The organism is Corynebacterium wankanglinii, from assembly GCF_013601005.1.
Lineage (GTDB): Bacteria > Actinomycetota > Actinomycetes > Mycobacteriales > Mycobacteriaceae > Corynebacterium > Corynebacterium wankanglinii.
Genome location: NZ_JABFED010000002.1, coordinates 91752 through 116515 on the forward strand (window position 1 = coordinate 91752; position 24764 = coordinate 116515).

Sequence of the window (24764 nt, forward strand, 5' to 3'; positions counted from 1 at the left end):
TGCCGCAGCCTAGAGCAGGCGCACCGCGTTGGGCGACATGCCGGACCAGCGCACCGGAGCAATAGTGACGTTCTGACCGGCCTGCGGGGCCTCGATCATCGTGCCGTCGCCGAGGTAGATGGCTACGTGCTGGTTACCGCCCGGCCCCCAAAACAGCAGGTCTCCGCGCTGAGCCTCACTCGCGGGGATCTGAGTTCCACGCTGATACTGGTACCCGGTGTAGTGCGGCAGCGCCACACCCGCCGCAGCAAACGCGTAGAGCACGAGGCCGGAGCAGTCGAACCCGGAAATTGAGCCGCCGTCCACACCTGTGGTGGGCCCGTTGGCATCGCCGCCGCCCCAGACATACGGGGTGCCGATGGCCGACTGAGCGCGGGCAATTACCGCCTCCACCTGCGAGGAGTCCGATACTGCGGCAACGGCCTTTTGCGCCTTGTCGGAGACGACCTCGGCAGTTTCAACTTCCGGCAGCACATCCGCGACAGTGTCCGCATTCCTGTCCCCAGTGCCGAGAACACCGGTCAGGCCGTCGGCGAATGCAGTGACAAGCTCAGCCGTGTCGACATCCGAACGGTTGAACGTGCCGTGGCTGGCAGCCACGCCGCCTACCAGCGCGATTCCGGTAGCAACCGCACCGACTTTCGCGATGGTGTCCTCGTCGATCTGCGACAACGCCGACTGCGACGACTGCGACGACATGGAAGACAGCTCCGCTAAATCACTTGCAGAAGACGTTTGCGCCACGGTGCGCACCGCATCCACCACGGCCTCACGCCTCGGCTCCGGAGCGTCCGGTGCTTCGTCGGACACCCGCTTGCGCACCAGATCCACCACCTCTTCGGGCACCTCAAACGTGGTATCACCCTTGGAAACAGTCAACGTCGCGGCGTACGGATCGGCTACGACCGTGCTGCCCTGAGCATCCTCCCCGTGGATCTCATTGTGCTCGCCGGAGGCGTCAGCCGCAGTGTCGGAGGCGCCCGCAGATTGCGGCGGGCGTTGCTGATCCAATTCAGCCTGCGCGCTTTCCAGTTGAACCTGGGCGGCGTCGCGTTCCGCCACGGACGCGTCGAGCGCCGCCCGGTTGGCGTCGAGAAGCTCCCTTGCATGCGCCTCCGCGACCTCCGCCTCGGCCGCGGAGGCGTCGGCGAGCTCGCTTGCTTTGCGCAACGTCGCTTCCTCATTCGCGGCCTCGGCGCGCGCTTGTTCCGCTTCGGCTAGCTTGGCCCGCTTTTCCTCAGAGCGCTGACGGAGAAACAGGGAGCGCTCAAGCACATCTCGCTGGGTGTCCTTGCCACTCACCGCGGCCAGCGCGTCGCTTGCCGCGGCCCCGCGGTACTGGGAGCGGCTCAGCTCATCCAGCTCGGAGCGAAGAGTCTCCACACGCTGCTGGGCCTCGTCGAGGCGACGCTTGGCCTCATCTTTACCCCGGCGAGCCTGTTCGGCTTTCACCTGGGCATCATGAAGGTCCACCAGCGACTGGTTGACAGACTCTTGCAGCCCCCCGAGGTCGAGATTTAGGGAGTCCACATTCGCCTGAGCGCGGGAAACCGCGGTGACCAGCTCGCCCAAAGCGGACGTGGAACTCTGACTGGAAGCGGCAGGGCTGACAAATCCTGCCACCAGGGAAACAGATGCGGCACACGCGGCGGCGCCGAACGCATTTCGCGCACGGCTAAGCCTGGTACCCCTTTGTGGTTTGGCCACGAAGGTGCTCCTCACACCGCCCGTCGCGCACACCTCAAACGCGCCCGAGCGATCAAGAAACTCGGGGTTTTGAGGCGCACGTGAGGCAACCGTGACTAGCGGCTCCACGAGCGGTCTCGATATTGACTACTGACGCGGCAGCACGAATCGCAGCAGACACACCCATGCAACGGAACCTGGTACTCGGCGTGCTTCCCCACATGCCCGAACCTCTGAGAGCGCTTGACTAGAGCGCTCAGATGATGCTGTTGCGTTGTGTGTGGCAACTATCGACCCGCGAGCCGATACGGGAACCATACGTCAAGGCAACAAACTTGTATCCCTTTTGTTATAAAGAATCACCCGAGTAAAGCCCATTCACATGATTAACCTGCGCCTCACCTGCACGTTTCGGGTTAGCCGAGTGTTACGTGACATTAATCACAGTGAGATGTCGGGGCGCGCACGATTTACCATTTCGGGAAATTTCCCGTGCGACGACCTGCAGCTTTAGAGCGGTCGTGTCAAATCGTGCGCTGGCCCGATACCCGCGTCAAGCGCACAGGCTTGTCATCGGCGGGCGGCTACCCACGCGGCTACCGCGACGGCACCCAGTACCACTAGCAGCAGTGCGACGGCGAGCGGCCACTGAACCGTAAAGGAGGTGGCGGCATCTGCGAAGGCGTGGACGCTGGCCGGGTAATCCGGTTCCGCCATCATCGCCCGCTCCCCACGCTCCACCTGGGCGCGGGTCAGCGAGTCGCTGACGCCTACGGCGACGTCGGGGGTGCGCACCAAGACCGTGTCCAGTCCGGTTTGGGCGGCGGCATCCTGCGCAAGGTCTCTCAGGTCCGCGATAACCGGGGGCGTCTGCTCGAGCACGATGAGGCCGACCGCACCGAAATCGGCAGTGTCGGAGTGCGCGATGGCGTCTTCGAGCGCCACCCCTAACTCGTCATTGACAGGGTTACCGGTGCCGAACGCGACTGGGGCCTCGCCGAGCTGCGCGACAAGGTCGTCGAGTGTGGAATTCGCGTGCATCGGCCTGCCCCCTGTGTCGCTCGAGTGGTCGGGTTGAAGTGTAGCGGTGGGGGCCGAAGGTGCGTCGATAAGCGTAATGCGAAACATTACGAGCGTACTGTTAATATCGACACGGAACTATGGAAGGTCGCATAGACTGGTGGCTTGACCATAGGGTCGCAAACCCCTGATTTGATACGACGAGAATTGGAGCTCACCGTGGCAGAAAGCAAGAACTCGTTCGGCGCCAAGAAGACGCTCGAGGTCGGCGGTAAGTCTTACGACTACTTCGCGCTCGACGCCGTCGACGGCATGGAGAAACTCCCCTACTCCCTCAAGGTCCTGGGCGAGAACCTCCTACGCACCGAAGACGGCAAGAACGTCACCGAGGACCACATCAAGGCAATCGCGAACTGGGATCCGTCGGCAGAGCCGAGCGTTGAAATCCAGTTCACCCCGGCCCGTGTCCTCATGCAGGACTTCACCGGCGTTCCCTGCGTTGTGGATCTTGCAACCATGCGCGAAGCCGTGGGCACCCTCGGCGGCAACCCGGATCAAGTCAACCCGCTGAACCCAGCTGAGATGGTCATCGACCACTCCGTGATCATCGAGGCGTTCGGTTCCGAGAACGCCATCGACAAGAACGTCGAGATCGAGTACCAGCGCAACGAGGAGCGCTACCAGTTCTTGCGCTGGGGTGCAGAGAACTTTTCCAACTTCCGCGTTGTGCCGCCGGGAACCGGCATTGTCCACCAGGTCAACATCGAGTACCTTTCCCGCGTCGTCTTCGACAACGAGGGCTTGGCCTACCCGGACACCTGCATCGGCACCGACTCCCACACCACCATGGAAAACGGCCTGGGCATCCTGGGCTGGGGCGTCGGCGGCATCGAAGCTGAGGCCGCGATGCTCGGCCAGCCGGTTTCCATGCTCATCCCGCGCGTTGTCGGGTTCAAGCTCACCGGCGAGATCCCGGCTGGCGTCACCGCAACCGACGTCGTGCTCACCATCACCGAGATGCTGCGCGAGCACGGTGTGGTGCAGAAGTTTGTCGAGTTCTACGGCAACGGCGTGAAGGAAATCCCGCTGGCCAACCGCGCCACCATCGGCAACATGTCTCCGGAGTTCGGCTCCACCTGTGCGATCTTCCCGATCGACGAGGAGACCATCAACTACCTGCACCTGACCGGCCGTTCCCAGGAGGACATCGACCGCGTCGAGGCATACGCCAAGGCACAGGGCATGTGGCTGGAGCAGGACGCTCAGGAGGCCGAGTACTCTGAGTACCTCGAGCTGGACCTGTCCACCGTGGTGCCCTCCATCGCTGGCCCGAAGCGCCCGCAGGACCGCATCCTGCTGTCCGAGTCCAAGGACACCTTCCGTAAGCAGCTGCCGGACTACAACACGGCAGGAGAGGAAACGGCTGAGCCGGTTCGCGCCGAAAAGGTCGACGCCGTCTCCTACAACGAGTCCTGGCCGGCCAACGGCGAGTCCGCCGCAGAGGGCGCCGAGGGCCGCGCTTCCAAGCCGGTCATCGTGGAGTCCCCGCAGGGCGGCGAGTACACCCTGGACCACGGCTTCGTGGCCATCGCCGCGGTGACCTCCTGCACCAACACCTCCAACCCGTCCGTCATGGTCGGCGCAGCACTGCTGGCCCGCAAGGCCGCGGAGAAGGGCCTGAAGGCCAAGCCGTGGGTCAAGACCATCATGGCGCCGGGCTCCCAGGTCGTGGACGGCTACTACGAGCGCGCTGACCTGTGGAAGGACCTCGAGGCGGTGGGCTTCTACCTCTCCGGTTTCGGCTGCGCATCCTGCATCGGCAACTCCGGCCCGCTGCCGGCCGAGGTGTCCGACGCAGTCAACGAGTTCGACCTCACCGCGACTGCCGTGCTGTCCGGCAACCGCAACTTCGAAGGCCGCATCTCCCCGGATGTGAAGATGAACTACCTCGCGTCCCCGCTGCTGGTCATCGCCTACGCAATCGCCGGCACCATGGACTTCGACTTCGAGACCCAGCCGCTCGGCCAGGACGCCGACGGCAACGACGTCTTCCTCAAGGACGTCTGGCCGTCCACCGAGGAGATCGAGGAGACGATTGCCGGCACCATCTCCCGCGAGATGTACGAAAAGGACTACGCCGACGTCTTCAAGGGCGACGAGCAGTGGCAGGGCCTGGACATCCCGACCGGCAAGACCTTCGACTGGAACGAGGACTCCACCTACATCCGCAAGGCGCCGTACTTTGACGGCATGCCGGAGGAGCCGGAGGCAGTCAAGGACATCGAGGGCGCTCGCGTGCTGGCCAAGCTGGGCGACTCGGTGACCACCGACCACATCTCCCCCGCTTCCTCCATCAAGCCGGGCACCCCGGCCGCGAACTACCTGGACGAGCACGGTGTTGAGCGCAAGGACTACAACTCCTTCGGCTCCCGCCGTGGCAACCACGAGGTCATGGTCCGCGGCACCTTCGCCAACATCCGCCTGCGCAACGAGCTGGTGGACGAGCAGGGCGGCTACACCCGCGACTTCACCCAGGAGGGCGCGCCGCAGGCCTACATCTACGATGCTGCGATGAACTACGCCGAGAAGAACATCCCGCTGGTGGTCATCGCCGGTAAGGAGTACGGCACCGGTTCCTCCCGCGACTGGGCTGCGAAGGGCACCAACCTGCTGGGTGTGAAGGCTGTCATCGCCGAGTCCTTTGAGCGCATCCACCGCTCCAACCTGATTGGCATGGGCGTGCTGCCGCTGCAGTTCCCGGAGGGCAAGTCCCACGGTGACCTGGGGCTCGACGGCACGGAGACCTTCTCCATCACTGGCATCACGGGCTTCAACGACGGGGAGATCCCGTCCACGGTCCACGTGAAGGCGGAGAAGGACGGCGCCGACGCGGTCGAGTTCGACGCTGTCGTTCGTGTGGATACGCCGGGTGAGGCTGAGTACTTCCGCAACGGCGGCATCCTGCAGTACGTGCTGCGCCAGATGGTGAAGAGCTAAGCCTCTCACCCACCGCCTTGGCCGCGAAGGGCCTCCGCACCGCGCGGGGGCCCTTCCCCGTTTCTACTTCCGCATCTGCCAAACCCAGTCGAGCGCTTAGGAGCCCTTATGCCGATTGTCAGCGACAAAGAACTGCAGCGACGTCGCGGCGAAATCATCGATGCAGCCCGAGTCTGCTTCGCGCACTACGGCTATGAGGGCGCCACTGTCGCGCGACTCGAGGAGGCGACGGGCAAGACGCGAGGCGCGATCTTCCACCACTTCGGAGATAAGGAGACCCTGTTCCTCGCAATTGCCAAGGCGGATGCAGAGCGGCAGGCGAACGTGGTGAGCGAGCGCGGTTTGGTCGAGGTCATGCGGGACATGCTCACAGACCGCGAATCCAACGACTGGTTCACCACACGCTCCGAGATCCTGCGGAAATTGCGGACCGATCCCGATTTCGAATCTCGCTGGCGTGAGCACCAGGAGGTGCTGGACCGTGCCGTGCGGCAGCGTTTGGAATCTAATAAGCAAATGCGCGACGACGTGCCAGTGCCCGTCGTACAGACCTACCTAGAGACGGTCTTAGAGGGCTTCATCACGAAGCTCGCGTCCGGGGAGCCGGTTGAACGGCTGGAGGAGATGCTCGACATCGTAGAGCAGTCTGTCCGCGGGTAATTCTTTGTAATAGACCAAGCGGTATAGACTAGCCGTCATGTCGAAGCTGCTCTTCCTTTCCCTGCGTACCGGCGACATCGGCCCGGATGTGGCGCACGCTGAGTACCACGACGTCCTGCGGGCCACGGGTTTGGACGAGGTGGACGTAGAGCTTCGAATCATCGACTCCGCAGCCGCCGAGCTCGGCCCGCTCGACCCGGTCAGCGGCATCATCGTCGGTGGTTGCTCCCTCAATGTGACCAACCCCGAGCGCTCCCCTTGGCACTTGCGTATCGACGACATTCTGTCCACCGCAATTTCCTCCGGCAAGCCCGTGTTCTTCGTTTGCTTCGGCATATCCTGGCTTGTGGACCACCTCGGTGGAACGGTCGGTCACACTCACCCGGAGCCTTCCGGACCGACCACCGTCGAAGTCGTGGCGGAGGACGTTCTGGCAGGCCCATCAGGCACGTTCACCGCGCTTACCGGGCACACTGAGAACCCGGTCTCAGTGCCGGAGTCGCTCACCGTCGTCGCCACCGGTCCGGACGGTTTGGTGCAGATGGTGCGCTACACCGATCGAGTGTGGGCGACCCAGTTCCACGCCGAGATGGACGCCGAGGCGATGCGCACCCGCATGGACTTTTTCCACGACTACGGGTATTTCCCCGCCGAAGAGTACGCCCGCATCGTGGCGGATCTGCCCAACCACGACGTAAGCCGGGCCAACGCGCTGTTGCGCACGTTCGCCCGGCTCTGCATGGACGGCCGCTTCGTCTAGATCTCGGCCACCGCGCCGTTGCCGCCCTCGAAGTCGATCGGGTTGCGGTTAAACGTCTCGCCCCGCCCGACCGATTCGACGATCACCTCGGCCACGAGTTCGCGTGGGGTTTCAGAGTCAGCGTCCAACGCGCCGTCGAGGACGGTGATGCCCTCTGCGGCATCGTCGGTAAGACGGGTGGGCCCAAGAATCTGGTACGCCAGCTCAGACGCAAGCAGACGCTTGTCTACCGCCTTCTTCGACTCCACATAGGCGTACCAGGCACCGCCGTCATCCTCCGTAGTCGCCTCGGACGCGCCAGCGTACGAAACCATGACGAGGAACGGAGCGAATTCGCCGAGGTCTTCCAGCGCATCGATCATGCCCATAGCTGCGTCACGGTCAACGGCGTAGGTGCGCTCCGCGGAACCACCACCGGCACCCGCGGACCAGACGACGACATCGAACGGGGTGAGCAGACGAGCCCAGCCCTCCTCGTCGAGGGACGTTAGGTCGCGGACGATGACCGTAGCGCCGTCGTCGATAAGCCGCTCCGCGTGGTCGGGGTTGCGCACGAGGGCGCTGACGTTGTGGCCTTTTGCCACGAGTTTCGGAACGGAGTGGCGCGAGACGTTGCCGCCCGCGCCGAGAACGAGAACATGCCGTGTTTTCATAACACCAACCGTAGCGCGAAATGCGCGTCTATACTTTGCGCATGCACGCAATTATTACTACCACCGGCAAGGACCGCCCCGGCGTTATCGCCGCAGTCTCCGCGGAGGCGGCAACACAGGGCCTCAACATCGTGGACGTCTCCCAAACCATCATGGACGACTTCTTCACCATGATCATGCGCGTCGAGCTCCCCGAGGGCGACGTGGACATGAGCGCCCTGCAGGAGGCGTTCGACTCCGCCGGTGAACCGCTCGGCATGGTCATCCGCATCCAGTCCGAGGCCCTGTTCAACGCGATCAACGACATTTAAGGGGCGCCACGTGAGTTTCGAGTTTTCAAAAGCGCGCTTCCTCGACGTCATCCGGATGATCGAGGACTACCGCCTAGACATCCGCACTGTGACGATGGGCATCTCCCTTATCGGCTGCACCCGCCCGACGACGGAGGCGACCGCGCAGGCCGTCTACGACCGGGTGATGGAACGGGCCCGTGATCTGGTGCCGGTGTGCGAAGGCATCGAGCGGGAACTCGGCATCCCGATCGTGAACAAGCGCATCTCCGTCTCCCCCATCGCGCTGGTAGCGGCGGGCGCCGAGGGCAACCCTGTCGATATCGCCCACGCCCTCGACCGCGCGGCCAGCGAGCTCGGTGTCAACTTCGTCGGCGGCTACTCCGCCCTGGTGGAAAAGGGCGGCACGACCGCGGACAAGCGGCTGATCTACTCGATCCCGGAGGCGCTGGCCGAGACCAACAACGTGTGCAGCTCCGTCAACGTGGCGTCCTCCCGCGCCGGCATCAACATGAACGCCGTGGCGAAGATGGGCGAGATTGTCAAGGAGGCTGCGGAAGCGACGGCGGACCGCTCCTCCATCGCCTGCGCCAAACTCGTCGTGTTCGCCAACGCTGTGGGCGACAACCCGTTCATGGCGGGTGCGTTCCACGGCATTGAGGAGCCGGACACCGTCATCTCCGTAGGTGTGTCGGGCCCTGGCGTAGTGGACAACGCGATCGCACCCCTCAAGGGCGCCACGCTAAACGAGATCGCAGAAGAGATTAAAAAGGCCGCGTTCAAGATCACCCGTGCGGGTCAGCTCGTGGGCACGATGGCCGCCGAGCGCCTCGGCGTCCCGTTCGGCATTGTGGACTTGTCGCTGGCACCGACGGCGGAGATGGGTGATTCGGTCGCACACGTGCTTGAGCGCATGGGCCTAGATCAGGTGGGCACGCACGGCACTACCGCGGCGTTAGCACTGCTCAACGATGCAGTGAAGAAGGGCGGCATGATGGCCTGCTCCCGTGTCGGCGGCCTGTCCGGCTCCTTCATCCCCGTCTCCGAGGACAAGGGCATGATCGACGCGGTGCACTCCGGCGCCATCTCCATGGACAAGCTTGAGGCGATGACCTCGATCTGCTCGGTCGGCTTCGACATGATCGCCATCCCGGGCGACACGTCTGCGGAGCTCATCGCGGGCATGATTGCCGACGAGGCCGCGATCGGCGTGATGAACCACAAGACCACCGCCTCGCGCTTGATCCCGGTGCCCGGGACCAAGCCGGGCGACGAGGTGAATTTCGGCGGCCTGCTCGGTTATGCCCCGGTCATCTCGGTCAATACCGTGGGCAACGACGAGTTCATCCACCGCGGCGGGTTCATCCCGGCGCCGGTGCACGGGTTCAGAAACTAGCGCTTCTTCCCAACAACGAAGTAGGCGACCCAGCCCAGCGTGTTTACGGCGCCGATCACCGGGGTCCACAGCCACTTCGGGCCCCGGACGCGCTTGGAGTTAGTGCGCGCTAGGTCGCGAAGCGCGAAGGCTTTGCCCGCGGTGTCGATGGTGGCCAACACGCCGGCGATGGTTTTCTGGTCGGAGGATAGACCGTTCCACGCATCGCGGATGGTGTCGATGATCTCTTTGTTTCTTGCCATGCCGATGATCTTAGCGGTCCATTAGGTGTCATCAGCTAACGCTACGCCCGCTCAACCGGATCGTAGATAAGGTGCGAGCGAGCGTCGGACCCTCCGATCACAGACATTGTTCCGTCGGTTTCTAGGATCACAGCCTCGACAGCGTCCAACCCGGCGGAGCCACTCTTGCGCACCGCTTGCAAAACCTCACGCTCAGTCACGCGCTCGCGCGCCATGGTCTTCCGGTTAAAAGAGCCCCCAGAGTACAACAGTGCCGGCTCCGATTTAATTAAGCGTTCGAACCGGTCAGACTTGAATGCAAGCTTGGAGATGAGGTACTGCCCACCCAGCAAAACGATAATCGCCGTCACTGATTGGGCGAGCTTGACATCTTTGCTGGTCAGTGTGGAGGCGAAAACAGACCCGAGAGCAACGGTAATGACGAAGTCGAAGATGTTGAATTTGGACAGCGAACGCTTACCGGAGATCTGCAGCATCACAATGAGCGCCACGTAAATGAGAATCCCTTTACCGGCTGTACTAAGAACGGTGGTCCAGTCGTTGTAGAAAATATCGCGCACCGTACCGAGTCTATGGGAAGGAGCTACTATGCCAACTCGACGATCTCCATGTACTCGTCGCTCCACATGTCCTCGTCGCCCTCCGGCATGATGATGACCCGTTCTGGCTCAAGCGCGCGCACCGCGCCCGGGTCGTGGGTGACCAGGACCACCGCGCCCGTGTAGGTCTTCAGCGCGTCGAGGACCTGCTCGCGGGACTGGGGGTCGAGGTTGTTGGTGGGCTCGTCGAGAAGCAGCACGTTCGCCCGCGAAGACACGAGGGTCGCCAGCGCCAGGCGGGTCTTCTCACCGCCGGAGAGGGTGCCGGCGGGCTGCTCCAGCTTGTCGCCCGAGAACATGAACGCACCGAGCAGGCCACGCAGGTCCTGCTGGCCCGCGTCGGGGCAGGCTTCGATGGTGTTCTCCCAGACGCTCTTGTCACCGTCGATGGTGTCGTGCTCCTGGGCGAAGTAGCCGATCTTCAGCCCGTGGCCCGAGACCACACCACCCTCGCCGTCGGTGCGCTCCACGCCGGCGAGCAGCTTCAGCAGAGTGGTCTTGCCTGCGCCGTTGGTGCCAAGCACTACAACGCGGGAGCCCTTGTCCACGGCAAGGTCAACGCCCGCGAAGACTTCGAGCGAGCCATACATCTTGGTCAGCCCCTTGCCAAACAACGGCGTCTTACCGCACGGCGCCGGCTCCGGGAAGGAGATGGAGGCGACCTTGTCGGCCACGCGCACCTCGTCGAGCTCGCCCATCATGCGCTCGGCGCGCGCCAGCATCTGCTTCGCGGCCGCCGCCTTCGTGGCCTTCGCGCCGAGCTTTGCGGCCTGCTTCTGCAGCGCCGAGGCCTTCTTCTCTGCGTTGGCGCGCTCGCGGCGGCGCCGAGCTTCATCGAGGGCGCGGGCGTCCTTGTACTTAGAAAAGCGCATGTTGTACACGTCGGCCTCGGCGCGCACCGCATCGAGGAACCAGACTTTGTTGCACACGGCGTCGAGCAGCTCCACGTCGTGGGAGATCATGATCAGCCCGCCCTCGTGCTTGGACAGGAAGCCCCGCAGCCACGAGATGGAGTCGGCGTCGAGGTGGTTGGTGGGCTCGTCGAGGAGCAGGGTGGTCTGGGACTTTCCCGAGCCCTGGCGCGAGGCGAAGAGGATCTGCGCGAGCTCCACGCGGCGGCGCTGGCCGCCCGACAGGGTTTTGAGCTGCTGGTCCAGGATCCGCTCCGGCAAGCCCAGGTTGTCGCAGATCTGAGCCGCCTCCGAGTTAGCCTCGTAGCCGCCGAGCGCCTGGTAGCGCTCCTCGAGCCGCGAGAACTTCGCAATCGCCTTGTCGCGTTCTGCGCCGTCGGTTTCCTCCATGAGCTTCTGCTGCTTCGCCATCGAACGCTGGATCTGATCCAGTCCGCGGGCCGAGAGCACACGGTCGCGGGCGGTTTGCTCGATGTCCCCCTCTTTCGAGTCCTGCGGCAGATAACCGATCTCGCCAGAGCGGGTCACCGAGCCGCCATACGGTTCGGTCTCCCCCGCCAGGATGCGCATCGTCGTCGTCTTACCGGCGCCGTTGCGACCGACTAGCCCGATGCGGTCGCCGGGCTGGACGCGAAGGTGTTGACCGGGGGCGTCGAGAAGCGTGCGCGCTCCTACGCGGACCTCGAGATCATTGGTGACAATCACGGGGAAACTGTATCAATCACCCCCAAATCGTCACCTACTTCTTCCGCACTGAGTGTACGATCCAAAGAATTGCTACAAACGGCAGCGCAATCAGGCTAGCTGTACCGAGCATGATCAGAACTTCAGCGAGTCCAAGGTTCACAACACACCTCCTGCAGAACGAAGAATTCCCCCACAGGTTAGCAACCTGTGGGGGTGCGTCAAGGGGTTTTCTAGACCGCGAACCCAAGGGCACGAAGCTGCTCGCGGCCCTCTTCGGTGATGAACTGCGGGCCCCACGGCGGCATCCAGACCCAGTTGATCTCCAGGGCATCCACCGCGGTGTTGGGCACCACAGCCTGAACTGCCTGATCCTCAATCACATCCGTGAGCGGGCACGCCGGCGAAGTCAGCGTCATGTTGACCACGGCAGTTTTGGCCCCGTCGCGGTCCTCCATCCACACGTCGTAGACCAGCCCAAGATCGACGACGTTGATGCCCAGCTCAGGGTCGATCACGTCGTGGAGGTACTCCTCCACCTCACCGATGAGCTTGAGCTGCTCCTCGGTCTGCTGCGGGCGCTCCGCCTGCTTATCCGGTTCAGTCATGGGTTACTCCTCTTCTCCCGGGGCGTCCGATTCTGACAAGGCGTCCGATGTCGCCGCCTGGAACGCCTTCCAACCCATCAGCGCGCACTTCACGCGCGCCGGGAACTTCGCCACACCGGCGAACGCCACGCCGTCGCCAATCTTCGATGCATCTCCCTCAACCGTGCCACGGGAGGTGACCATCTCCTCGAACGCGCCGAGCTTCTCCATCGCTTCAGCCACCGGCAGCCCGATGACCTCCTCCGCCATCACAGAGGTCGAGGCCTGCGAGATGGAGCAGCCCTCGGCGTCGTAGGAGACGTCTTCAACCGTCGAGCCGTCCTCGGACAGGTGCACCCGCAACGTCAGCTCATCGCCGCACGAGGGGTTGACGTGGTGCACCTCCGCCTCGTACGGCTCGCGCAACCCCGCATACTGGGGGTTCTTGTAGTGGTCCAGGATGACTTCCTGGTACATGGATTCGAGGTTCATCCCGCGAAAAACTCCTTCGCCTTCGATATCGACGCCACCAAGGTATCAACCTCTTCCAGCGTGTTGTACAGGTAGAAGCTCGCCCTCGACGTGGACTGCAAGTCCAAGCCCCGGTGCGCTGGCCACGCGCAGTGGTGGCCCGTACGGATGGCAACGCCCTCGGAGTCGAGGACCTGGCCCAGATCGTGCGGGTGCACGCCCTCGACCGTGAAGGCGATCGCGCCGCCACGGTTGTCGGCGGTTAAAGGTCCGGCGATCCGGAGGCCGTCGATACGCTGCATCTGCTCCAAGGCGTACGCGGTGAGCTCGCGCTCGTGCGCCTGGATGTCCTCCATGCCGACCTCGGTGAGGAAGCGCACTGCCTCCCCGAGTCCGACCACCTGCGAGGTCATCTGGGTACCTGCCTCGAAGCGCTGCGGCGCGGCCGCAAAGGTCGTGCCTTCCATGCGCACCACCTCGATCATGGAGCCGCCGGTGAGGAACGGCGGCAGTTTGTTGAGGTGCTTCGAGTACACCGCGCCGACGCCCGTTGGCCCGCACATCTTATGGCCGGAAAACGCTGCGAAATCCACATCAAGCGCGTGGAAGTCCACCGGCATGTGCGGCACCGACTGGCAGGCGTCAAGCACCGTGAGCGCGCCGACGGCCTTGGCGCGGCGCACCATTTCGGCCACATCCGCGTGTGCGCCGGTGACGTTGGACTGGTGGGTAAAAGCCACCACCTTGACGGTGTCGCCGAGCTCGAGCGAGTCGAGGTCGATGCGCCCGTCCGGGGTCATCTTGTACCAATTCAACGTCGCACCGGTGCGACGTGCCAGTTCCTGCCACGGCACGAGGTTGGCGTGGTGCTCGAGCTCCGTGATCACGATCGTGTCGCCCTCGCCCACCGCAAACGAACCGGCGCGCTCGTCGCCCAGCACGTACGCGACTAGGTTCAGCGCCTCGGTGGCGTTTTTGGTGAACGCGATCTCGTCGTTGTCGGCACCCACGAACGCGGCGATCGCCTCGCGGGCGGACTCGTAGGCATCCGTGGCTTCCTCCGCGAGCTCGTAGGAGCCGCGATGCACGGGAGCGTTGCACCCGAGCACGAAGTCGCGCTCGGCGTCCCACACCCGCTGCGGGCGCTGCGAGGTCGCCCCCGAGTCCAGATACACCAGCGGCTTGCCGCCGCGCACGGTGCGCGACAGGATCGGGAATTCCTTGCGGATCGCTGTTACGTCGAGCGCCATCAGATGAACTTCTCGTAGCCCTCGGCCTCGAGCTGGTCGGCGAGGGACGCATCGCCGGTCTGCACGATCTTGCCGTCTGCGAAGACGTGGATGAACTCGGGCTTGACGTAGTTCAGGATGCGCTTGTAGTGCGTGATCATCAACACGCCGCCGCCAGTCTCGTCCTGGTAGCGGTTGATGCCTTCGGAGACGATGCGCAGCGCGTCAACGTCGAGGCCGGAGTCAGTCTCGTCCATGACTGCAAACTTCGGCTTCATCAGGGAAAGCTGCATGACCTCGTGGCGCTTCTTCTCGCCGCCGGAAAAGCCCTCGTTGACGGACCGCTCGGAGAAGGAGGCGTCCATCTGCAGCGCCTCGCGGGCGGCGTTGAGCTCACCGACCCACTCGCGCAGCTTCGGGGCCTCACCGCGCACCGCGGTGACCGCGGAGCGCATGAAGTTGGACGAGGACACGCCCGGGACCTCCACGGGGTACTGCATGGCCAGGAAAAGGCCGGCGCGGGCGCGCTCGTCGATCTCCATGTCGAGGATGTTCTCGCCGTCGAGAAGCACCTCACCCTCGGTCACCTCGTACTTCGGGTGGCCGGCGAGCGTGTAGGCGAGGGTCGACTTGCCGGAGCCGTTCGGGCCCATGATGGCGTGGGTCTCGCCGCCCTTGATGGTGAGGTTGACGCCCTTGAGGATCGGCTTGGCTTCCTGCCCCTCTTCGGTGGGGAGGACGTTGGCGTGCAAGTTCTTAATTTCCAGGGTGGACATGTATTGCTCCTTTTAGTTTTCGTTGCGCTCGAGCTCGCCGGCGACGCGGGCGATGAGCTCGTCGCGGACCGACTCGACTGGAATCTGGTTGAGGACCTCGTTGAAGAAGCCGCGAATGATCAGGCGGGTGGCGTCCTCCTCGCGGATGCCGCGGGAGCGCAGGTAAAACAGCTGGTCGTCGTCGAAGCGGCCGACGGTTGCAGCGTGGCCCGCGCCGGCGATCTCTCCGGTCTCGATCTCCAGGTTCGGAATAGCGTCGGCGCGCGCGCCGTCGGTGAGCACCAGGTTGCGGTTGGTCTCGTAGGTGTCGGTGCCCTTGGCGTCCGAGCGGATGAGCACGTCGCCGACCCAGCAGGTGCGCGCCTCGGGCAGCGTGGAGGCCTTCTCGCCCTGCAGCGCGCCCTTGTACAGCACGTTGGAGCGGCAGTTTGGCACCGCGTGGTCCACCAGCAGGCGGTTTTCAATGTATTGGCCTGCGTCGGCGAAGTACACGCCGGTCAGCTCGGCGTCGCCGCCGGGCGCTTCGAAGGCGAGGCGCGGGGTGATGCGCACGACCTCGCCGCCGAAGGTGGCCACGTGGTGGCGCAGGGTTGCATCGCGCTTGACGACGATCGACTGTTGGCCGACGTGCACAGCGTCGAGCTCCCAATCAGCATCCACCACCGCGTCGACGCGGGAGCCTTCACCGACGACCCAGTTGACGTTGTCGGCGTGCGTGCCGGAACCGGCGTAGCGCACCACAACCGTGGCCGAGGAGTTCGCGCCGGTCTCCACCACGACGGTGCCGAAGGTAGTCACGTCCGTGCCCGCGCCCGTGACGGTCACGGTGATCGGCTCAGCCAGCTCGGCGTTGGCCGGCACCGAGATCAGGGTGGCGTTGTCGGAGGAGGTCCACGCCTGAGCGGCGATGCGGTCGACCGGGGCGCCGGCGGCGGTCACGCGGTCGTCGTCAAGCGGAACCTGCTCAACGTTGACCTCGGACGGGCCCTCAACCGCAATCTGCGCGGGTGCCTGCGGGGCAAACTGGCCGTTGTGCAGGCCACGCAGTCGGCGCAGGGAGATGAAGCGCCACACCTCGTCGCGGCCTCCCGGAACTTCAAAGTCCTCCACGTTGAAGGAGGAAAACAGGTCGCCCTTGTTGTTGTGCGTCGTGGCGTTGCGCACCACGTTTGCAACGGTTTGCTGGTCGGACATTTAGCCCACCGATCCTTCCATTTGCAGCTCGATGAGGCGGTTCAGCTCGAGGGCGTACTCCATGGGCAGCTCCTTGGCGATCGGCTCGACGAAGCCGCGCACAATCATCGCCATGGCGTCCTCCTCCGCGATGCCGCGGGACATGAGGTAGAACAGCTGGTCCTCAGAGACCTTGGACACTTTCGCCTCGTGGCCGAGGGTGACACGGTCGTTACGGATGTCGTTGTACGGGTAGGTGTCCGAGCGCGAGATGTCGTCTACCAGCAGCGCGTCGCACTCCACGTTGGACACCGAGTTGTGGGCGTTGGCGTTGACCTGCACCAGGCCGCGGTACGCGGCGCGGCCGCCGCCGCGGGCCACAGATTTGGACACAATGGACGAGGAAGTGTGCGGCGCCATGTGCGTCATCTTCGCGCCGGTGTCCTGGAACTGGCCCTCGCCGGCGAACGCCACGGACAGCACCTCGCCGCGCGCGTGCGGGCCGGTCATCCACACGGCCGGGTACTTCATGGTCACCTTGGAGCCGATGTTGCCGTCGACCCACTCCATGGTCGCGCCCTCTTCCGCCTTCGCACGCTTGGTGACCAGGTTGTAGACGTTGTTCGACCAGTTCTGGATGGTGGTGTAGCGGCAGCGGCCGCCCTTCTTCACGATGATCTCCACCACGGCGGAGTGCAGCGAGTCCGACTTGTAAATCGGCGCGGTGCAGCCCTCGACGTAGTGAACGTACGCGTCCTCGTCGACGATGATGAGGGTCCGCTCGAACTGGCCCATGTTCTCCGTGTTAATGCGGAAGTACGCCTGCAGCGGGATGTCCACGTGGACCCCCGGCGGAACGTAGATAAAGGAGCCGCCGGACCACACGGAGGTGTTTAGGGCCGAGAACTTGTTATCGCCGGCCGGGATGACGGAACCGAAGTACTCCTTGAACAGGTCTTCGTGCTCGCGCAGGGCGGTGTCGGTGTCAACGAAGATGACGCCCTTTTCCTCCAGGTCCTCGCGGATCTGGTGGTAGACCACCTCGGACTCGTACTGGGCGGCCACACCGGCCACGAGGCGCTGTTTCTCGGCTTCGGGAATGCCCAGCTTGTCGTAGGTGTTTTTGATGTCCTCCGGCAGGTCGTCCCAGCTGGCGGCCTGCTGCTCGGTGGAGCGGACGTAGTACTTGATGTTGTCGAAGTCGATGTCGGACAAATCCGCGCCCCAGGTGGGCATCGGCTTCTTGTCGAAGATCTCCAGGGCCTTCAGGCGCTGGTTGAGCATCCATTCCGGCTCGCCCTTCTTTGCGGAGATGTCGCGGACGACCTCCTCGTTAAGGCCGCGGCGCGCTGAGGCGCCGGCGACGTCGGAATCGTGCCAACCGTAGTTGTAGGCACCGATCGACTCGATAATTTCGTCGTCGTTCATCGGCTTCTCAAGGCCTGGTGTGGGCTTCACTTCAGTCATTGTCAGCCGCTCCTTTCGTTGCTGTTCCCGCCGCGGGCGTGGAACTCCGCCGCGCAGCCAGGGGGATGTTTGTCGTGCAGATTCCGTGGCCGTCCGAGATGAGGGCGAGTGGCTGCACATGCGTATCGACGATCCGCGCCACCGCCTCCCGTTCTGCCTCGCAGAACTCAGGGTGAGCTGCGGCGACGGCGGACACCGGGCAGTGGTGCTGGCAGATTTGGATGCCTGCGTCGGTGCGGTGCACGCTCGGCGCGTAGCCGTGCTCCTCGAGGGCAGCGGCGACGCGACGGGCGGTTTCCTCCGCATCGTCTGCCGGCTCCACGCCGCCGAGGATCTTTTCCACGCGGGCCCGGGCGAACTCGCGAACCGCGTCTTCGCCCCCCATCTTCTGGATCAGCTCCACGGCGTCGAGCGCGAGACCGTCGTAGTGGGAACCGAAACGCTCGCGTCCGGCAGCGGTGAGTTGAAAGTGCTTCGCTGGCCGGCCGCGCCCTTGCTCCTCGCCCGTGACGGCGCGGGCGGCGCATGGTTCCGCCAGTCCCTCCTCGACGAGCTTGTCCACATGCCGGCGCACGCCAGCCGCTGAAAGATCGAGCTCGTCCGCTATGTCGCTGGCCGCTACCGGGCCCCGCTTGAGCAGGACCGACATCACCTGCGAACGCGTGTCACGGCCAGCGCGGGACGCGCCCGCAAAAGCGGATGTGTGGGATTCCACGGTGGCACCACCTTTCGCTCGATGTGGTCTTGGTCGCTGCCTTTTCACAACACTAGTGTGTTCTAAATATTCCTGCCGCAGTGGGTCCGGCACCCGTGTCCCACAATCGCATCGGGATGGGCCTTAAACTGGTTGGCCGTGACCATGCCTAACCGGCCGCACCGCGGCAGCAACGAGCCGCGAACCCGCGTCGCACGCCGCGCGAACGTCGCCAGCGAGCTGCCCAGGATGGGACGACCAGGGTCGCGCTCGACCCTGCTGCACGATCCAGCTAGCGCCGCGGCACCGGCCGCCCCGTCGAGCGTTGCGGTTCGCACCCGCGAACGCGGCCGCTTCACGGTGCTTCGCTGGCTCGGCGCGGTAGGCGCCTGCCTCATTGGTTTCGCTGGTATCGGTGGCGGAGCAGTGCCTGTGGTCGAAAACCCATGGTTGGATTTCCCCTTCGGTGCCGCCATGGGCCGCATGATGCTCGCCTCCAACGCCTTAGTTCTTGTGGGCGTGGGTGTCTTGGTGGCGGCCTGGCTGGCCATGGCCCCGTTTGTCGGGGCCTCACCTGGCGCCGCACGCGGCGCACGGGTGACCAACCCGGAACTGATGCGAACGTTCATTGCCTGGGTGCTCCCCCTCATCGCCACGGCTCCACTGTTTACGCAAGATATCTATTCGTACCTGGCCAACGGCACCATTGTCCGCCAAGGCCTCGACCCGTACGCGTCGGGTCCTGTGGAGATCCTGGGAGTCGAGCACCACCTTGCCCGCTCGGTGCCGTTTATCTGGGCGCACTCCCCCAGCCCCTACGGGCCTGTGGCGCTCGGAACGGCAGCGGCCATCTCCGCTCTGACGGGTGACTCGATCTTCTGGGGTGTGATCGCCCACCGAGTTGTGTCGGTTGCCGGAATCCTTGCGGCGGCGTGGGGCGTGCTCGCGCTGGCGAAGCGGTGCGGGGTGGCGGGCCCTGCGGCCTTGTGGCTCGGAATCCTCAACCCCTTGACAGTGCTGCACATGGTCGGCGGCATCCACAACGAGGCGATCATGATGGGGCTGCTTCTGGTGGGACTTGAGATGGGCTTGCGCGGCATCGACCGGCTCGAGGCAGAGCAGCCGTCAGGCTGGGGGCTTTTCGCCGCGTCCTCCGCGGTGATCAGCTGCGCAGGCATGGTCAAAGTGATCGGGTTTTTGGCCCTCGGGTTCACCGGCATGGCTCTCGCCCGCCACCTGCGCTTCCGCCGCCCCGCGGCGGCGAGCGGCCTCCGGGCCATTCTCACCGCGGCCGTACTCCAATCCGCGGTGTTGGCGGCCACGGCCCTCGCCATCTCTCTCGCATCGGGTATCGGGCTTGGGTGGGTCACGGGCCAGGGTGGTGCCGCACAGATCCGAAGCTGGCTGTCCCTTACTACGGACATCGGAGTCGCTGGCGGGTTTTTGGGCATGCAATTGGGGCTCGGCGACCACACCGACGCCATGTTGAGCGTTACCCGGTGGGTTGGCCTCGCAGTAGCGGCCGCCTTTGCGGCCCGCATGCTCTGGGCCACGTACCGCGGCACAATCCATCCGGTCGGAGGGCTGGGGGTGTCTACTATCGTCTTGGTTATCCTCTTCCCCGTCGTTCACCCCTGGTATCCGCTTTGGGCAGTCCTGCCGCTGGCTGCCTGGGCGAACAGGTTCGCGTTCCGCGCGTCCGTCGCAGGATATTCCGCGCTGGTGAGCATTCTCGTCCTGCCCCGCGGCCTACGTCTCCAAGCTGCAGCAGTGGCCACGATCTACGGCACCGCAATCACCGGGTTTGCGTTACTCACCTGTGTTGGAGTTGTCGCGCTGCGGGCGGCGGCTCGGCGGAGGTCTACACTCATCTCTCATGAGTGATCACGCGCTGGTCGTCGACAACGTAGTCAAGCGTTTCGGCGAGAAAAAGGCGGTTGACGGGCTCACCTTCTCAGCACGACGCGGCCAGCTGCTCGCGCTGCTTGGCCCCAACGGCGCCGGTAAAACCACCACTATTGAGATGTGCGAGGGCTTCACTTCGCCCACGTCGGGTTCGATCCGAGTCCTCGGAATCGACCCCGTCGCACACCCGCAGAAGGTCCGCGACCGCATCGGAATCATGCTGCAGGGAGGCGGCGCTTACGCCAGCGTGTCTGTGCAGGAAATGCTGCGCTTGGCGGCCGGCTACAACGCCCACCCGCACGACCCACAGTGGCTCATGGAATTGCTCGGGCTACAAGGTGTCGCCAACACCAGCTACCGCAGGCTCTCCGGCGGCCAGCAACAGCGCCTGTCGCTCGCGCTCGCTATGATCGGCAGGCCCGAGTTGATCTTCTTGGACGAGCCGACAGCGGGCCTGGACGCTCAATCGCGTATCGCGGTGTGGGACGTCATTTCGGCTATGAAGCGAGACGGCGTGACTGTCCTGCTCACCACCCACCTGATGGATGAAGCGGAGGCCCTCGCCGACGATGTGGTGATCATCGACCACGGCAGGGTGGTCGCCCAGGGGTCCCCCGCCGAGCTCACCAGCCACGAAGAATTCCCGGTGTTGTCGGTGCAGACCGCGGAGGCGCTGGATATCCGCCCGCTTAACGACGAGCTAGCGCCCGCCAACCTCAGCGTTGAAGAGGTCCGGCCTCGGGATTACCGGATCAAGGGGACCGGCTCGCCGGATGTCGTGGAGACGCTGGCTCGCGAGGCCGCGAGGCAACAGGTGCTCATCCGCGAGCTGAGCGTGTCCCACCGAAACCTCGAGGACGTGTTTTTGGAACTGACCGGAAGGGAGCTGAGAAGCTGATGGAGACCGCCAAGCTCACACCAGGGGTGTTCGCCCCGGCACCGCAGCGGGCATCGTTTGCGTCGATGGTGGCAGCCCAAGGCAGGATCGAGGCGAAGTTGATGCTGCGCCACGGCGAACAGCTCTTGGTCAACGTGATCATCCCGGCCGCGATCTTGCTCGCAGCGCACTTTGCCCCAATCCTGGGTGACAACACGAACTTCGACGTCCTCGTGCCCATGGTGTTCGCCGTCGCCGCCACCGGCGCGGGCTTTACCGGCCAGGCGATCGCCGTGGCTTTCGACCGGCGTTACGGCGCTTTGAAACGTACCGGCGCCTCGGGAGTGCCGGCATGGACAATTATCGCCGGCAAGATTCTGGGGGTCCTCGCCACCGTACTGGTGCAGATCGTGGTGTTGGGCGCTATCGCCTTCGCCCTAGGGTGGCGCGTCTCCGTCGCCGGTGCACTGTTCGGTTTGGTCACCCTGCTGTTCGGGGTGGCGACGTTCACCGCAATGGGTTTGCTCATGGGCGGCACCCTGAGCTCGGAGATGGTGCTCGCGCTGGCGAATCTGATTTGGTTGGTGCTCATGGGCATCCTCGGTTGGGTGGGATACGCCGGCGACATTGCTCATGCTGGTTGGTGGAACGCAGTGCCGACGGTGGCGCTCGCCGGCGCGCTGGTGCACGCCTTGGAGCTGTCTGTGAACTGGCTTGCCTGGGCCGCACTCGCCGCGTGGGGGGTGGCCGCGATGACCGCGGCCGTGCGCCTGTTCCGCTTTGACGGCTAGGCGCGTTACACTCAGCCCGATCAACATCGTCCGAAAGTTGGAGAAACCGTGACCGCAACCACAGCTGAGACCCGCTCACAGTCCTGGAGGGAGGCGTGGCGTGACCCGTCTCTGAAACTGCAGCGCACCCTCGCACTGGTGCTGTTGCTGTGCCAGGGCGGTATTACCGTCACCGGCTCGTTGGTGCGCGTGACCGGCTCAGGCCTCGGCTGCGACACATGGCCGCTCTGCCACGAGGGCTCGCTCGTGCCGGTTGCGGGAGCCGCGCCGTGGATTCACCAGGCCATCGAGTTCGGCAACCGCCTTCTCGCCTTCGTGGTCGCCGCGGCCGCCGCGCTCGTGCTCTTTGCCGTGGTCCGCGCCGGGCGCCGCAAGGACATCAAGACGCTGGCCTGGATCTCCCTGATCGGTGTGGTCGTGCAGGCCGTCATCGGCGGCATCTCCGTGCGGCTGGACCTGCGCTGGTGGTCCGTGGCGGTGCACTTCCTGCCGTCGATGGTGCTCGTGTTCGTCGCCGCGATGCTTTACATGCGCATCGCCGAGCCCGACAACGAAGCCCCCACCCGCCGCTACCCCAGTTCCGCGCAGACGTGGACGCTGATCGCCGCCGCGGCGCTGTGCATCGTGCTCGTCACCGGCACTATGGTCACCGGCTCCGGCCCGCACTCCGGCGACGCGGTCGCTGGCATGGAAGGACGTTTGGAGCTAGACACTCGGGTGCTCGCGTACGTGCACGCGGCGTGCATGTACGTCTACCTCATCGCCACCATCATCACCACGGTTCTGCTGCGCAACTCCGGCGCCCCCGAGGATGCGAAACGCACCTCCTACGTGCTCATCGCCCTTATTTTGGTGCAGTGGGCTATCGGCGTGATTCAGTTCCGTATGGGCGTTCCGCGCTGGACAATCCCGGCCCACATCGCGATGTCGTCGACTGTAGTTGCGTTCAGCGCGTTTCTTTTCGCGCACGGGAAGCGCAGGTTGCCTACGCTCGTGTGACATGAAAGCAATCGTTGTCACATCCCACGGTGGCCCGGAAGTCCTCGAGTACAAGGACGTCGAGCCGCCAACGCCATCTGAAGGGCAGCTGCTTGTCGACGTCAGCTACGCCGGCATCAACTACATCGACACCTACTTCCGCTCCGGCACCTACCCCTCAGATCCCCCGTACATCCCGGGCACCGAGGGGTGCGGCCGCGTGGTGAGCGATCCACTGGGCGAGATCGCGCCCGGCACCCTGGTGGCCTGGCACGAAGCGCCCGGTTCCTACGCTGAACAGGTCGCGGTGGACCGCAACCGCCTCGTCGCAGTACCGGAGGGTGTGGCACCCGAGGTGGCGGCCTCCATGTTGCTTCAGGGCATGACCTCGCACTACTTGCTCCACGGTGTGCGCGAGACGCAACCCGGCGACACGATGGTAGTCACCGCCGGCGCCGGCGGCGTGGGGCTCATTCTCACCCAGATGGCCGCCGCCGAGGAGGCGACCGTGTACTCGGTGGTCTCTACCGACGAAAAGGAACAGCTCGCTTACGAGGCGGGCGCGACAAAGGTGTTCCGCTACGGCGACGACCTCGCCGACCGGATCAAGGAGGCCAACGGCGGCGGCGTGGACGTGGTCTACGACGGTGTGGGCCAAGACACCTTCGAGATGTGCCTGAACGTCACCCGCCCCCGTGGCCTGGTGTGCTCGTTCGGCTCCGCCTCGGGCGATGTCGAGCCGTTCAAGATCCAAGAACTCAACGCCCACGGGGCGCTCTTCCTCACCCGACCTTCCCTGAAGCATTACGTCGCCACCGACGACGAGTTCCTCATGCGCGCCCAGGCCGTTGCACGCGCCGTGGAGGACGGCACGGTGAAGATCCGCGTGCACCCGCCCTACGAGTTGAAAAACGCCCGCCAGGCCCACGAGGACCTGCAGGCGCGCAGGACAACCGGCTCGGTGGTGCTGAAGGTTTAAAACAGCATCTCGCCTATGGTTTGCCACCCCAGCACCGCGTCGAAGGAGAGACCGAGAAACAGTGCCGCCAGGTAGTTGTTTGAGAGGATGAACAGCTTCAACGGTTTGACGTTCTCCCCGCGGGCGATTCCCTGGTGCAGCTTGGTCGCCATGACCAAAAACGCTGCGCCAGACAGTACCGCAACCACCAGGTAGATCCAGGAGGCCGCGGGCACGAGCAACAGCGACACTACGACGGTGAGCCAGGAGTAGATCACGATCTGCCGGCTGGTTTCTTCCGCCGATGCGACTACCGGCAGCATCGGCACGTTGGCACGCGCGTAGTCATCCTTGTATTTCATGGCCAGAGCCCAGGTATGCGGCGGGGTCCAGAAGAAGATGATCATGAACATCACCACGGCCTGCCACCAGTTGTCGGCGGAGCCGTCGGTGACGTTGTCACGGATCACGGCCCAGCCGACCAGCACCGGCATGCAGCCGGCTGCCCCGCCCCAGATCACGTTTTGCCAGGTGCGGCGCTTCAGCCACTTTGTGTAGATGAAGATGTAGAAGAAGTTGGTCAGCAAGATGAACAACGCGGCAAGCCACGAATTGCACAGCACGCCTAGCCACAGCACCGACAGCACGAGCATGACCCAGGCAAACACCGCCGCCTTCTGTTTGGTCACGGTGTGGCGGACCAGCGGCCGCGCTCGGGTGCGCCCCATCTTCTGGTCGATGTCGTAGTCAGCGACCATGTTGAACGTGTTCGCCGCCGCGGCGCCCATCCAGCCGCCGAGCAGCGTGCCCAGCACGAGCCAGAGGTGCACCTCGCCGCGGTGAGCCTGCAACATAGCGGGTATCGCGGCCACCAAGAGAAGTTCAATGACCCTCGGCTTCGTCAATGCGAAATACGCCTTGATGGTCTCCAACAACTCTCTCCTTTTATGTGCGGCCATA

General features: G+C 64.4%; 24 protein-coding genes. 10 read left to right on the forward strand and 14 right to left on the reverse strand.

Annotation, left to right across the window (positions count from 1 at the left end):
• Positions 1-9: 9 nt before the first annotated feature.
• The gene (locus HMA55_RS03425; protein ID WP_181191679.1) at positions 10-1707 is read right to left on the reverse strand and encodes a DIP1281 family NlpC/P60 protein; all 1698 of its coding nucleotides are present in this window, start codon (positions 1705-1707) and stop codon (positions 10-12) included.
• Between the two features lie 549 nt (positions 1708-2256).
• On the reverse strand, positions 2257-2727 hold the full coding sequence (locus tag HMA55_RS03430) for an Rv1476 family membrane protein (RefSeq protein ID WP_181191680.1): 471 nt from the start codon (positions 2725-2727) through the stop codon (positions 2257-2259).
• Positions 2728-2925: 198 nt separating this feature from the next.
• On the opposite strand from HMA55_RS03430, the gene acnA reads away from it, so the two are divergent.
• The 3 genes from acnA (at position 2926) to HMA55_RS03445 (ending at position 7123) form a co-directional block, all read left to right on the forward strand.
• On the forward strand, positions 2926-5703 hold the full coding sequence (gene acnA / locus HMA55_RS03435; RefSeq protein WP_257802271.1) for an aconitate hydratase AcnA: 2778 nt from the start codon (positions 2926-2928) through the stop codon (positions 5701-5703).
• Positions 5704-5811: 108 nt separating this feature from the next.
• Positions 5812-6363 (forward strand): TetR/AcrR family transcriptional regulator, encoded by a 552-nt coding sequence (locus tag HMA55_RS03440; RefSeq protein ID WP_181191681.1) that lies wholly within the window; start codon positions 5812-5814, stop codon positions 6361-6363.
• Between the two features lie 37 nt (positions 6364-6400).
• A complete protein-coding gene (locus tag HMA55_RS03445) occupies positions 6401-7123 on the forward strand; it encodes a glutamine amidotransferase-related protein (protein ID WP_181191682.1) in 723 nt (240 codons plus the stop codon).
• On the opposite strand, the gene HMA55_RS03450 is transcribed toward HMA55_RS03445, so the two are convergent.
• The gene (locus tag HMA55_RS03450; RefSeq protein WP_181191683.1) at positions 7120-7776 is read right to left on the reverse strand and encodes an NAD(P)H-binding protein; all 657 of its coding nucleotides are present in this window, start codon (positions 7774-7776) and stop codon (positions 7120-7122) included. The two genes, HMA55_RS03445 and HMA55_RS03450, sit on opposite strands and share 4 nt — an antisense overlap.
• Positions 7777-7817: 41 nt before the next feature.
• On the opposite strand from HMA55_RS03450, the gene HMA55_RS03455 reads away from it, so the two are divergent.
• Positions 7818-8087: an ACT domain-containing protein gene (locus tag HMA55_RS03455; protein WP_181191684.1), complete on the forward strand. Its 270-nt coding sequence runs from the start codon at positions 7818-7820 to the stop codon at positions 8085-8087.
• A gap of 10 nt (positions 8088-8097) precedes the next feature.
• Positions 8098-9462: a PFL family protein gene (locus HMA55_RS03460; RefSeq protein ID WP_181191685.1), complete on the forward strand. Its 1365-nt coding sequence runs from the start codon at positions 8098-8100 to the stop codon at positions 9460-9462.
• On the opposite strand, the gene HMA55_RS03465 is transcribed toward HMA55_RS03460, so the two are convergent.
• From HMA55_RS03465 to HMA55_RS03510, 10 genes are all read right to left on the reverse strand, one after another.
• Positions 9459-9704, reverse strand: coding sequence for a PLDc N-terminal domain-containing protein (locus tag HMA55_RS03465; protein ID WP_181191686.1), 246 nt, complete (start codon positions 9702-9704; stop codon positions 9459-9461). The genes HMA55_RS03460 and HMA55_RS03465 overlap by 4 nt on opposite strands.
• Positions 9705-9745: 41 nt before the next feature.
• Positions 9746-10264, reverse strand: a complete 519-nt coding sequence (locus HMA55_RS11420; RefSeq protein WP_181191687.1) for a DUF421 domain-containing protein — start codon at positions 10262-10264, stop codon at positions 9746-9748.
• 26 nt (positions 10265-10290) lie between these two features.
• The gene (locus HMA55_RS03475; protein WP_181191688.1) at positions 10291-11919 is read right to left on the reverse strand and encodes an ABC-F family ATP-binding cassette domain-containing protein; all 1629 of its coding nucleotides are present in this window, start codon (positions 11917-11919) and stop codon (positions 10291-10293) included.
• A gap of 212 nt (positions 11920-12131) precedes the next feature.
• The gene (locus HMA55_RS03480; RefSeq protein WP_181191689.1) at positions 12132-12506 is read right to left on the reverse strand and encodes a metal-sulfur cluster assembly factor; all 375 of its coding nucleotides are present in this window, start codon (positions 12504-12506) and stop codon (positions 12132-12134) included.
• Between the two features lie 3 nt (positions 12507-12509).
• A complete protein-coding gene (gene sufU / locus HMA55_RS03485; RefSeq protein ID WP_181191690.1) occupies positions 12510-12977 on the reverse strand; it encodes a Fe-S cluster assembly sulfur transfer protein SufU in 468 nt (155 codons plus the stop codon).
• Complete coding sequence (locus tag HMA55_RS03490; protein WP_181191691.1) at positions 12974-14206, reverse strand: cysteine desulfurase; 1233 nt, start codon at positions 14204-14206, stop codon at positions 12974-12976. Before HMA55_RS03490 ends, sufU begins: the two co-directional genes overlap by 4 nt.
• Complete coding sequence (gene sufC / locus HMA55_RS03495) at positions 14206-14961, reverse strand: Fe-S cluster assembly ATPase SufC (RefSeq protein WP_181191692.1); 756 nt, start codon at positions 14959-14961, stop codon at positions 14206-14208. Before sufC ends, HMA55_RS03490 begins: the two co-directional genes overlap by 1 nt.
• A gap of 12 nt (positions 14962-14973) precedes the next feature.
• Positions 14974-16155 carry a Fe-S cluster assembly protein SufD gene (sufD, locus tag HMA55_RS03500; protein ID WP_181191693.1) on the reverse strand — a complete coding sequence of 394 codons (1182 nt, stop codon included), beginning with the start codon at positions 16153-16155 and terminating at the stop codon, positions 14974-14976.
• Positions 16156-17601: a Fe-S cluster assembly protein SufB gene (gene sufB / locus HMA55_RS03505; RefSeq protein WP_308239975.1), complete on the reverse strand. Its 1446-nt coding sequence runs from the start codon at positions 17599-17601 to the stop codon at positions 16156-16158.
• A complete protein-coding gene (locus tag HMA55_RS03510) occupies positions 17594-18316 on the reverse strand; it encodes a helix-turn-helix transcriptional regulator (RefSeq protein ID WP_257802273.1) in 723 nt (240 codons plus the stop codon). Before HMA55_RS03510 ends, sufB begins: the two co-directional genes overlap by 8 nt.
• Positions 18317-18460: 144 nt before the next feature.
• Between HMA55_RS03510 and mptB the strand changes: the two genes are divergently transcribed.
• From mptB to HMA55_RS03535, 5 genes are read left to right on the forward strand one after another with little or no spacing between them, the layout of a single operon-like run.
• Positions 18461-20179 (forward strand): polyprenol phosphomannose-dependent alpha 1,6 mannosyltransferase MptB, encoded by a 1719-nt coding sequence (gene mptB, locus HMA55_RS03515; RefSeq protein ID WP_374680593.1) that lies wholly within the window; start codon positions 18461-18463, stop codon positions 20177-20179.
• Positions 20172-21098 carry an ABC transporter ATP-binding protein gene (locus tag HMA55_RS03520; protein ID WP_181191694.1) on the forward strand — a complete coding sequence of 309 codons (927 nt, stop codon included), beginning with the start codon at positions 20172-20174 and terminating at the stop codon, positions 21096-21098. Before mptB ends, HMA55_RS03520 begins: the two co-directional genes overlap by 8 nt.
• Positions 21098-21868 (forward strand): ABC transporter permease, encoded by a 771-nt coding sequence (locus HMA55_RS03525; protein ID WP_181191695.1) that lies wholly within the window; start codon positions 21098-21100, stop codon positions 21866-21868. The genes HMA55_RS03520 and HMA55_RS03525 overlap by 1 nt, the downstream gene beginning before the upstream one ends.
• Before the next feature lie 48 nt (positions 21869-21916).
• Entirely contained in the window at positions 21917-22867 is a 951-nt protein-coding gene (locus HMA55_RS03530; RefSeq protein ID WP_181191696.1) for a COX15/CtaA family protein, read from the forward strand.
• Position 22868: 1 nt separating this feature from the next.
• Complete coding sequence (locus HMA55_RS03535) at positions 22869-23825, forward strand: quinone oxidoreductase family protein (protein WP_181191697.1); 957 nt, start codon at positions 22869-22871, stop codon at positions 23823-23825.
• Here HMA55_RS03535 and HMA55_RS03540 read toward each other — a convergent pair.
• Complete coding sequence (locus HMA55_RS03540; protein ID WP_181191698.1) at positions 23822-24763, reverse strand: heme o synthase; 942 nt, start codon at positions 24761-24763, stop codon at positions 23822-23824. The genes HMA55_RS03535 and HMA55_RS03540 overlap by 4 nt on opposite strands.
• Between the last annotated feature and the right edge of the window lies 1 nt (position 24764).

Coding starts and splice junctions, on each gene's coding strand:
- HMA55_RS03430 (WP_181191680.1), bottom strand. CDS start 2,727: ATGCACGCGAATTCCACACTCGACGACCTTGTCGCGCAGCTCGGCGAG.
- HMA55_RS03440 (WP_181191681.1), top strand. CDS start 5,812: ATGCCGATTGTCAGCGACAAAGAACTGCAGCGACGTCGCGGCGAAATC.
- HMA55_RS03445 (WP_181191682.1), top strand. CDS start 6,401: ATGTCGAAGCTGCTCTTCCTTTCCCTGCGTACCGGCGACATCGGCCCG.
- HMA55_RS03450 (WP_181191683.1), bottom strand. CDS start 7,776: ATGAAAACACGGCATGTTCTCGTTCTCGGCGCGGGCGGCAACGTCTCG.
- HMA55_RS03455 (WP_181191684.1), top strand. CDS start 7,818: ATGCACGCAATTATTACTACCACCGGCAAGGACCGCCCCGGCGTTATC.
- HMA55_RS03465 (WP_181191686.1), bottom strand. CDS start 9,704: ATGGCAAGAAACAAAGAGATCATCGACACCATCCGCGATGCGTGGAAC.
- HMA55_RS03480 (WP_181191689.1), bottom strand. CDS start 12,506: ATGACTGAACCGGATAAGCAGGCGGAGCGCCCGCAGCAGACCGAGGAG.
- sufU (WP_181191690.1), bottom strand. CDS start 12,977: ATGAACCTCGAATCCATGTACCAGGAAGTCATCCTGGACCACTACAAG.
- HMA55_RS03490 (WP_181191691.1), bottom strand. CDS start 14,206: ATGGCGCTCGACGTAACAGCGATCCGCAAGGAATTCCCGATCCTGTCG.
- sufC (WP_181191692.1), bottom strand. CDS start 14,961: ATGTCCACCCTGGAAATTAAGAACTTGCACGCCAACGTCCTCCCCACC.
- sufD (WP_181191693.1), bottom strand. CDS start 16,155: ATGTCCGACCAGCAAACCGTTGCAAACGTGGTGCGCAACGCCACGACG.
- sufB (WP_308239975.1), bottom strand. CDS start 17,601: ATGACTGAAGTGAAGCCCACACCAGGCCTTGAGAAGCCGATGAACGAC.
- mptB (WP_374680593.1), top strand. CDS start 18,461: ATGCCTAACCGGCCGCACCGCGGCAGCAACGAGCCGCGAACCCGCGTC.
- HMA55_RS03520 (WP_181191694.1), top strand. CDS start 20,172: ATGAGTGATCACGCGCTGGTCGTCGACAACGTAGTCAAGCGTTTCGGC.
- HMA55_RS03525 (WP_181191695.1), top strand. CDS start 21,098: ATGGAGACCGCCAAGCTCACACCAGGGGTGTTCGCCCCGGCACCGCAG.
- HMA55_RS03535 (WP_181191697.1), top strand. CDS start 22,869: ATGAAAGCAATCGTTGTCACATCCCACGGTGGCCCGGAAGTCCTCGAG.
- HMA55_RS03540 (WP_181191698.1), bottom strand. CDS start 24,763: ATGGCCGCACATAAAAGGAGAGAGTTGTTGGAGACCATCAAGGCGTAT.